General features: G+C 39.6%; 9 protein-coding genes and 1 pseudogene. 8 read left to right on the top strand and 2 right to left on the bottom strand.

The features are described from left to right. Positions 1-84, bottom strand: a pseudogene (locus FQV37_RS14395) (transposase); the annotation flags it as partial. Between the two features lie 43 nt (positions 85-127). Further along, entirely contained in the window at positions 128-1207 is a 1080-nt protein-coding gene (locus FQV37_RS13545; RefSeq protein WP_068034977.1) for a hypothetical protein, read from the bottom strand. 694 nt (positions 1208-1901) lie between these two features. On the opposite strand from FQV37_RS13545, the gene FQV37_RS13540 reads away from it, so the two are divergent. From FQV37_RS13540 to FQV37_RS13505, 8 genes are all read left to right on the top strand, one after another. Then, a complete protein-coding gene (locus FQV37_RS13540) occupies positions 1902-2822 on the top strand; it encodes a YagK/YfjJ domain-containing protein (RefSeq protein ID WP_068034978.1) in 921 nt (306 codons plus the stop codon). A gap of 142 nt (positions 2823-2964) precedes the next feature. Next, positions 2965-3255: a hypothetical protein gene (locus tag FQV37_RS13535; protein ID WP_082787166.1), complete on the top strand. Its 291-nt coding sequence runs from the start codon at positions 2965-2967 to the stop codon at positions 3253-3255. A 49-nt stretch (positions 3256-3304) separates the two neighbouring features. Further along, entirely contained in the window at positions 3305-4297 is a 993-nt protein-coding gene (locus FQV37_RS13530; RefSeq protein ID WP_068034979.1) for a DUF932 domain-containing protein, read from the top strand. A gap of 109 nt (positions 4298-4406) precedes the next feature. Beyond that, positions 4407-5504, top strand: coding sequence for a YqaJ viral recombinase family nuclease (locus tag FQV37_RS13525; RefSeq protein ID WP_068326692.1), 1098 nt, complete (start codon positions 4407-4409; stop codon positions 5502-5504). A gap of 107 nt (positions 5505-5611) precedes the next feature. Then, positions 5612-6523 (top strand): recombination directionality factor, encoded by a 912-nt coding sequence (locus tag FQV37_RS13520; protein WP_101204331.1) that lies wholly within the window; start codon positions 5612-5614, stop codon positions 6521-6523. Positions 6524-6709: 186 nt separating this feature from the next. Next, positions 6710-7168 carry a hypothetical protein gene (locus FQV37_RS13515; protein ID WP_068326698.1) on the top strand — a complete coding sequence of 153 codons (459 nt, stop codon included), beginning with the start codon at positions 6710-6712 and terminating at the stop codon, positions 7166-7168. Positions 7169-7351: 183 nt separating this feature from the next. Continuing rightward, positions 7352-7603 (top strand): helix-turn-helix transcriptional regulator, encoded by a 252-nt coding sequence (locus tag FQV37_RS13510; protein ID WP_068326701.1) that lies wholly within the window; start codon positions 7352-7354, stop codon positions 7601-7603. A gap of 665 nt (positions 7604-8268) precedes the next feature. Further along, positions 8269-9972 (top strand): DUF262 domain-containing protein, encoded by a 1704-nt coding sequence (locus FQV37_RS13505; protein ID WP_160023661.1) that lies wholly within the window; start codon positions 8269-8271, stop codon positions 9970-9972. Positions 9973-10202 lie beyond the last annotated feature (230 nt).

Genomic DNA, 10202 nt, shown 5'->3' with positions numbered 1-10202 from the left:
TTGAAAGTCTTTGATGTCATCGAAGCTTTTCATGCTGCTGGCCATTTGCTCAGCCAGTTTCTTGATGTCAGATTGGTTAGTCATTGCTTATTCTCCGGTTAGTGGATTATAAGCAGTTACACAGTTTTTAGGAAAGGCTCTTATCTACTGCTTCAGTATCATCTTTAATAAGCTGATCATACATCTGTTCGATAGAATTGTTTATCATTTTCTGAGCGGTAAAGCCACTAAAGGCTATAAGTTTTTCTAACTTAGTCTGATTTTTCTTATATATTTTTATAATGCCATCGCCTTCTTCGTTTTTAGAGCTATAATTTTTTCGACCATCCCAAGCTTTTCTCATTTTGTATAACATATAGCTACGCTCAGAGTAACCTTTATTCTTTTCAGTTCCTATGTTAGGGCTTTCAATGTTTGATAGTGTGTCTAAATGGGCTAGTACCAGCTCATATTTCTCTTCAAAAGTCTCTGGGAAAAATACATCCTTGAGGATTATAGGCTGATCCTTGTCATTATCTATATAGCTATATACCCATTCAATTTGATTATGGTTAGCAACATCAAGCCATTTTAATTCTTTATCAGGTGTACGGCCTTTCAAATACGTGGATTTTATCGAGAGTAAATTCGAAACTTTCCAATCATCTATTATCTGTACTCTATTGAAATAACCAAATTCGTTATTTACATGGCTATTAAAATAAATAATGTTATATGGCAAAAAACTTGTAATTGCTGTTATTAGCTCATCCTTACCTTTAAAAGCTGAGTTTTTAAAAACATTATAGATAAGATTGGTGATAAAAAGTGAGCATCGTAGATCATTTTTAAACCAGTCAAGATAACTTTTTGGTAAAACCTTCGTTGCTCTAACATCCAATAACTCATTAAATTTATCAATGGGTGAACTCCAGGTTTTAAGCTCTTTGATCAATAAGTTTTTATAATCATCATTGTCATAATTTATATTTTCCCAACTTTTATTAAGTAAAATATTATACGTATATAGTAGGGATTTTGCATCCGTAACACTCATTTTATCTAATTCTTTGAAGTAATCTTCAATACGCTTAGTCCCAGATCTTATACTTTTTATGTACAAGTCTGACATAGTTCTCAAGTATTGAGAATTATGATACTCCATTGATCCTTGATCAAATGGATAGTGCTGGTTGTCAGGAAGCCTAGTTAATTGTCCATCCACCATGTCATTTCCTCATAAAAGATTATAGAAAAACACAATACAAAAACTAGTTTTTATAAGGTTTTACATTGTTTTTTTTATAGTTTATTTCTAGCAATAAATACATGCAGGCCTTGTTATTAGGCGATATAATTTACCTATAGTTAATATATACCAGCTTACAGTAAGAGTCTATATTTTTATTACGTATTAAACGATGGGCTGATTAGCTAAAGCGATGGATGTCGCGAGTCTATACTAAACTGGCGTAGACGAAGCCAAGCAACTATTGAGTTAGGATTTGCTAGAGATAATGATGAGCAGCTTTAATCGGAAGTGGTAGTTTAATAGCGAAAATATGCTTATCAAACCTAGTTCTAAGTCAGAGTAGATAGCTTTAAAAATTTGTGATATCCACCTGTTTCTAAAATATTATAGCGAAAAATTGTTCAGACTAATTGGTAGTGCCGTTCAGCTAACTCCACTTTAACCATTTGTCTTTAAAGTCCTATAATCCACTGCTACCTATCACCATAATTTCTAGAGCTCGCCTACACAAAGCTGCACTACGGCAGCTCGTCCTTAGTGGGTTATTTATATTATTATCTAAACACAGCAGCTACTTGTTCTACTGCTGAGGGCATAACTCTCAGCGACCATCATTATAAAAATACGGACTGATCCCACCCTATGAAACTAACTTCATAGGAATACCATAATGTCTTACTCACACCTAAACCAACCGCTAGCTGCTGCAAACGTCCATAGTCTTGTTACAGATATACTAGCGAACACTATCTGTTTTAATGAGGTCTTAAATAAACTGAACGGATTTTATTATCCGTTCATGACTCACTTCGATAGTGAGCTATTTTATTCACGGCCAGTCTTATCATTTTTTAGTAGCACTCAAGCGATCGTTGGTGATACTTATCCAGAAAACGTGATTTGGGATCATGATAAAACTCAGCGTTTTATCGACATGCTGCCATGCTATAAAAATGATATTGAAAATGAACGTAATGCGTTCATTTACCAAGAATCTCAAAATAAAAATAAACTAGGGTGCTATATTAATAATCTAATCAGGCATTATTCAAGACTGCTCTTTATACGTATCGACCTAAAATACGCAAAAGAAACCAGCCACCATGTGACCATTGAAGACTTCAATTATCACATGAGCAAGTTTCGAGAGCTTATCGGTAAAGCAAAAAACTGCAAGCCAAAGAGTTGCTTTGAGCATTTGCAAGGCAATGCTTGGGCTATTGAGCAAGGTGGGGAAGAAGGTGGGCTGCACTGTCATTTACTGCTTATGTATGATGGTTCAGAGCGACAGAATGATTGGTATATTGCTAAAGAGGTGGGTGAGAAATGGAAGGAGGTAACCGCTGGTCTAGGCGAATATTATAGCTACCATGATAAAGAACGTAAGCAGCAGTATAAGCAACATGACAAACTAGGTATCGGCATGATACATCAAAATAATCCTATTGAAGTTGAAAATGCTCTAGCTTCAGCTCTATACCTAACGAAGCCAAGCAAGAATGAGCAGCAACTTAAACTTTGGTTACCAAACATGCGTACCTTTGGTCATGGTATTTATCGTACAAAAAAACGTAGAGGCTTGCCTGAATAACAAAATATTTTTAGATATATAGTATTCCTATGAGATCAGTCAGGAAGCATCGCTCTCCTGACTGTTTAACCCCAAACTATCCTAATTAAAGGTCTGCTTAATCGCAGGCCTTTTTTATGCGCAATCGAAAAAGGAGCTATTCATGAGACCCATCTGCCCACACTGTCATTCAGCGAACGTCAGAAGCACTGCCGATACTGACAGTCCCTTTAATCTCTTCGAGCAACTGTGTTCACAATCTGCCCTATCAGGTCTTGGTGTAAGCATCTGTAGGTACTACAAAATCAATTCAGCAATCGGTGTAGTGGTAGGTACTGCACTGGCTTCTGCGATTAGCTTGGCTAAAGACAAGCTACAACAGCCACCCTTACTCGTTTTAGCAGCAAAGCCCAGTTATACCTGCAATACCTGCTCAAGAACTTTCAGCATTTAACCTATCTACATAACCCATAATTCTAATCAAATCTAAAAGGACAATGATCATGGCACATTTAATAGACACAATGGCATACGTTGGCGAAACCCCTTGGCATGGCTTAGGTAATGAGCTGGCTCCCAAGCAGCCTATCGAGATCTGGGCAAAGCAAGCGGGTATGGATTGGCGTATAGAATCCTCAGACGTTAGCTACATGGCAAACAATGACAAAGGTCACAATCTGATCCTGCCCTTTGCTGAGCAAAAGGTGTTGTACCGCTCTGATAACTTCGAGCCGTTATCGGTGGTCAGTCAACGCTATCAGGAAGTACAGCCGCGTGAGATTCTAGAGTTCTATCGTGATCTTACGGAACAGTCTGACTTTGAGCTTGAAACGGCAGGCATCTTAAAGGGCGGTCGTAAGCTATGGGCATTGGCTCGTACAGGCCAGTCAGCAACGCTCAAGGGTAAAGATGTCAGTAATGGCTACTTACTGCTTGCAACCGCTTGTGACGGCACGTTAGCGACTACTGCTCAGTTCACATCGATCCGTGTGGTCTGCAATAACACGCTAGCAATTAGCTTAGCGAATGGTTCAGGAGGCGTAGTAAAAGTACCGCACTCCACCTCCTTTGATGCCGATAAGGTTAAGCAGCAATTGGGCGTGTCGGTGAAACAATGGGATGAGCATAGCTATGAGATGAAGCAGTTATCAGAGCGCCGTGTGACCCAAGCAGAAGCAGCCAACTATCTTAGCCGTGTATTTAATGATCAGGACAATGACATCATTCTGTTTAACAGTGCTAAAAAAGAGAAAGACGCGGTGCCCAATGCCAAGGCGATGAATCAGGTGATGAACATGTTTAACGGTCAAGGTCGCGGAGCCGATCTTGATGCTGCCAAAGATACCGCTTACGGCTTGCTATGTAGTATCACTGAATACGTCGATCATGAACGCAGGGCGATGTCGAGAGACCATCGATTAGATGGCGCTTGGTTTGGCTCTGGCGCTAAGCTTAAACAAAAGGGTTTAGAAGAATCGCTACTGATGCTGGCTTAACCAGCCACATTTAAAACCTGAAAATACAATCAACCACGCCTTCGAGCGTGGTTTTTTATGCCGCTTATTTCATTTAATACCAATAATCAATTTATCGAAGGAGTTTGTCATGAACATGATCGCATTAAACAGCACTACTCAGCCGAGACAAACCAAACGTGCAACCGTTAGGCTTAAACCATCAGTAGTGAAAACCAAGCAAAATGATACTGCTGATAAACCTGCCCAATCTAATACTTCAAAGACTGCCAAGCGTTTAATTAATACTAAAGATTTAAGCCGTGAGGACTGGCTACAAGTACGCAAGCAAGGCATTGGCAGCTCTGACGCAGCAGCTGCTTGTGGTATTCATCCGTATCTCTCTATGCTGGAATTATGGATGATTAAGACAGGACGCATGAGCTCCGACATCGATGAGAGCATTGAGGGTTATTCACCCCTCTATTGGGGCAATACCTTAGAGCCGATGGTCGCTAAATACTATCAAGAACATACCGGCAATAAGGTACGCCGCGTGAATGCTATCTTACAGCATCCTGAGCAGCCATTCATGCTAGCAAATTTAGACTATGCCATTACTGGTAGTGGTGAGGTACAGATTTTAGAGTGCAAAACCGCTGGTGAACATGGTGCCAAGCTCTGGAAGCATGGCGTGCCGTTATACGTCACCTGCCAAGTGCAGCATCAGCTGGCGGTCACTGGTAAAACTGCGGCGCATATCTGCGTGCTGCTTTGTGGACACGAGGCTAAGATATACAAGGTTGAGCGGGATGAGCGCTTGATTGAGTCCATCATGGAGCATGAGCGTCTGTTCTGGCAATACGTGCAGACCGACACCCCACCAACGCCTGATCATTCAGAATCCGCAGCTCGAGCATTAAAGCAGCTTTATCCAACGCCCAAACCCTCAAGCAAGGTTGATCTACGAGATGACGATGGTGCCAATAAGTTATTTGAGCAACTGCTGAGTTATCGTGATTACATGCAAGAGTTAGAGCAGCGCCATGATCAGGTTAAGCACCAGCTGCAAACACTGATTGCCGATAATGAAGTCGCTGTGTTTGAAAAAGGCGCAATTTCTTGGAAGCGCTCGAAAGATAGTATCGGTCTGGATAGCAAAGCCGTTATCAAAGCGCATCCTGAGCTGTTAGCTAAATTTAGTAAAACCAAGCAAGGTAGTCGTCGCTTCGTCATCTTAAACGACTAAGCCGAAACCTACTACACTTAACCAAAACAAGCGCATAACTGCCCACCCTAATCGGTGGGCTTTTTTATGGCTAAACACATTTTATTAAACCCATAAGGAATATCACCATGATTAAAGGTCTAACCATAACCCCACCAGTTTTAGGTCGTATCAGTATTGGACGTGTCATTCAAAAAGATGGCAAGCGTTTGCCTGCTAAAGACGATCAATTCACTATCACCAGCCAAGTTCAAAATAAGGATGGCTGGATTAACCATCCACTCGATGAAAAGCTACGCGCAAATAATGACGGTAAGCTGAGACACATACCGGTACGCATGTTGTTTAACGATCCTGAGCTAAACCTGCGAGCTGAGTACACCTTGTTCGATAGACAAACCGGACGGCCACTATGCGTGGGTGACGGTGAGCAGTGTCAACGCCGTACAAACAATGGCGTGGAAACGTTGCTTTGCCCGTCACCTGATCGTTGCCCATTAGCGCAAGGCGGTGCTTGTAAGCCGTATGGCAGACTTTACGCAAATCTGAGTGAAGACGACGAGTTAGGCACGTTTATCTTTCGCACCACAGGCTTTAACAGTATTCGCACGCTTGCCGCACGGCTGAGCTACTTTGCTGCGGTATCAGGCAATAAGCTGTCCTGCTTACCACTGCAATTAACCCTAAGAGGCAAAAGCACCACGCAAAGCTATCGTACGCCGATTTACTTTGTGGATTTGACACTACGTGATGGGGTGACACTAAAGCAAGCAGTGCAAGATGCGCAGGCAATTGATGCGGAGCTTAGCGAACACGGCTTTGATCAAGCAGCGCTAGAAGAGGCTGCAAAACAGGGTTACGTCAATTCATCCTTTGAAATTGATAACGATGGCTTACTTGATGTGGCTGAAGAATTTTATCCCATGGAGACAGATGACGTAAGCAATAGCCAACAGGGGAGTTATCAGAACGGGTTAGCCACTCATAACGTGACTAGCATTGAGCAAGGGCTGCTGCAAAGCGTGACAGCTGTAAGCTAAAGAAATTGAGGAAGATATGCGGCGTAAATTAGTTAGGTTGAAACAAGCGATTTTAGGTCGCTTGTTTTATTTCTTATCGGTTTATTTTTAGTGGCTTAATACCTAGGTTAAGTCTTACAATGTGCTAGTTCTTCATAACGGCATATTAAAAACAGATTATTACTGTTTAACGTAAGGATAGCTAAAATGGATTTAGAAAAGACAATGGCATTAAGTAATTCAGTACAACTGTCTAAGAAAATATCTAAAAGAATTGCCAATCAGACTGAACGTTATTTACAGAGCTTTGGTGAAGATACGGTAACCACAAAACCTCTTAAAAATGTATGGGATGATATTTGCTATAAGTTCCAAACAGAAGAATTTTGCGGCAAGGTTTACGAGTCCATGGTTGTAGAATATGTTGGTTCACTGGTCGATGCTCTAGAAGACTATGAATTTAATGCCCTCTACCTTCAAATTGAAAGCCTGCGTACGATCCTAGCTGATTCAGCTAAGAGTACGCCATCAGATATAGATGAACACAGTCTTATCAGCATGCGTTTTTTCAAAGATCGAGTTATTTTATATCTCATTGAAGAGTATATTTATAAACGGGCTAAAGGCTACACAAACAAAAGGCTTAGGAAAGCTCTAAATAGTTAAGATAGTCGTGTATGTAACTTATTATTAAAAGTATTTTTAACACAGAAAAAGGAGCTGATGATTCAGCTCCTTTTTATTACTCTATGCATAAGGTCTATCGGACGATATAAGTCTCATAAAAAAATACAGGACTCCCTGACTGTATGAGAACAGATGTTCCCATACAATAATTCGGAGATAATCATGGAAAATTCAAACGCAGCACAGCCAGTAATTGAGCAATGTAATCACATACCACAGCTATTGAGTATTAAAGATGTTGGTAGCTATACTGGTCTTAGTCGTTCTACGATTTATGAGATGGTTAATGAAAATTCTGATCGTTATGATCCAACATTCCCTAAGAAGGTACAACTGACACAGGTAAGGGTGGTGTGGGTAGCAAGCGAGATTGCAGAATGGATTAATACGAAGATTGCAGAACGTTCAGTATAGATTTATCTGACCGTCCTAACTTTAAAAGTAGGGCGGTTTATTTTTTTTGTATTATGAGAGGTTTCTTAATCTAATACACTAAGTAATATACTTTAGGCAGAAGAAAAGGCCTCAGCCACTTTGTGTTTACAATCAAAGTTTTATCGCAATTAAAAGGCTATTTCATGCGCAAAATCTTGTTAGGGAAAAATTGTGTAGGGTGGTACTTGGCGTTCATAGAAATAGGCAAATAGTCTTTCGAATAAAAGACTATTTAAAGATTCTTTAAAGGCTATTTTTCACTATTAAACATATATAAAACAAGGGCTTAAGGGTCTCTCCAGAGAAATGATAAAAGTATTTATCTTGTTAATAATCATCTATCACTATCTTGATCAAAAGCAGCCGCTAGTAGGGCGCTGTAAGGGGTCGCCTCATTCTCATGCATATAGATTTAATAGGATGACGTTGAATGGCTATATCTAAGCTTAGCAGGCTATCCGACAGATTACAGCTTAAACGTTTGGAAGTAAGGCAAGATCAAGGACCGTGAGCTGTTAAATATGTTACACAGAAGTACATCCTTAGAAGGATATTTCAAGATCGTATGGTAGACTACTCCGATTAATTTAATTACAAAATAATAATTTCCATGTATAGGTTAGTCCTTAATAGAGAGTTTAATAATGAGCAAAAGTCTTAGCGGTGCTGATTATCCATTATCTAAAATATTTAGCTCAGACTTTGAGTATGTAATACCGTCTTATCAGCGTCCTTACGCTTGGATTATAGATCAGGCTTCAGAGCTATTTGAAGATCTTTACAGTTTTTATAAAGCTGAACCTGATGAAGAGTATTTTCTTGGCAGTATTGTTCTCATAAAAGAAGAAGGCATACCTCAAGCTGAAGTTATCGACGGTCAGCAACGCTTAACTACTTTAACAATATTGTTAGCTGTACTAGCAGCTAAGATGCAAGGTAAGCAAAGAGAGACGTTATATCAATATATACTTGAGCCTGGTAATGAATTTGAAGGTTTAGAAAGCAAAGCAAGACTAACAGTAAGAAAACGTGACCAAGAATTCTTCTTAAACTATGTACAAGGTCTGAATTTTAATGAACTTTTTGAGCTGGACGAAGTAGCATTAGATAATGAGTCTCGGCTAAATATAAAACGAAATAGCAAATTATTTTACGAGTATGCTAGGAAATATTTGAAAGATGATCCTAATTTGATTAAAGGGTTTGTGGCTTTTCTACTCCAGAAGTGTTATCTAGTAGCAGTATCAACACCGAATCAAAAATCAGCATTTAGAATATTTTCAGTAATGAATAGCCGTGGCTTAGATCTTCAACCAACGGACATAATTAAAGCAGATACTATTGGTCAATTAACGTCAGAAGAAATTCAGGAAAGCTATAACGAACGTTGGGAGGATATGGAGGTTGAACTAGGTAGAAGCAGGTTTAACGATCTATTTTCTTATGTGCGGATGATTTATGCAAAAGAAAAAGCGAAACGCTCACTACTTGAAGAGTTTAGAGAGCATGTACTCAATGAGAATTCTAGTCCTGAAGTGCTTATTTCAGATGTCTTGGAGCCATATGCGAATGCTTTAAGTATAGTAAAAAGCAGCTCATATGAAGCCGTTTCTCACTCAGAGGCGGTCAACCGTTATCTTAGATGGCTTAATAGGATAGACAATTCCGACTGGATACCTGTAGCGATAAGATTTATAGCAACTAAAAAAGATCAACCAGAGTACGTAGCGTGGTTTTTCGAACGCTTGGAGCGTTTAGCAGCATTCATGCATATATGTGCTTACAATATTAATGAGCGTATTGAGCGATATAACAAGGTACTCAATGCTCTAGAGTTAGAGCACACGATAGAATCACCAGTACAAGATGTTGAGCTTTCTGAAGGTGAGAAGAAGAAGATGCTCATAGCGTTAGATAGCAATATCTACGAGCTGACACCTAGGCGTAGAAACTATTTGATGCTACGGTTAGATGCTTTCGTATCAGATGGGGCTGCGACCTATGACCCTACGGTCTTGACGATAGAGCATGTCTTACCACAAACGGTCAATAGTGAAAGCGAGTGGGCTTCTTGGTGGCCTGTTTTAGAAGATAGAAAAGAGTGGATACACAAGATAGCCAACTTAGTCCCATTAAACCGTAGAAGAAACTCACAAGCTCAAAACTACGATTTCGATAAGAAAAAGAAAGCTTATTTTTTAGGTAAGAAAGGCGTTTCTTCTTATGCACTAACGACTCAAGTGATAAATTATCAACAGTGGACTCCACAGGACTTGGCTCATAGGCAGAGAGAACTGATCGAAATCTTATCTGAGAATTGGAGGCTTGTAGATCATCAATCGATGTAGCTCAAGATGATCGGTTATCAATCATTGACTCATCGAAAAAGATAAGATCGAAAAAGATAAGTATGCTACCTATAATTAATTTACTAACTACGATATAAATTTGCGAGTTTTTATGCCAACTTTAAATTGGATTGGGAAAGAGAAAGTTCAAACCCACCACCTTGACGTGCCTGTAGTGGCATAATTAAATCGGACCACGCTTAAGAGGTTATACTAACCCAAAAGAAGGA

The sequence above is a fragment of the Psychrobacter nivimaris genome (assembly GCF_009812035.1).
GTDB lineage: Bacteria > Pseudomonadota > Gammaproteobacteria > Pseudomonadales > Moraxellaceae > Psychrobacter > Psychrobacter nivimaris.
The sequence above is the reverse complement of the archived record's forward strand: the minus strand, read 5'-3'. Positions and strand labels throughout refer to the sequence as shown.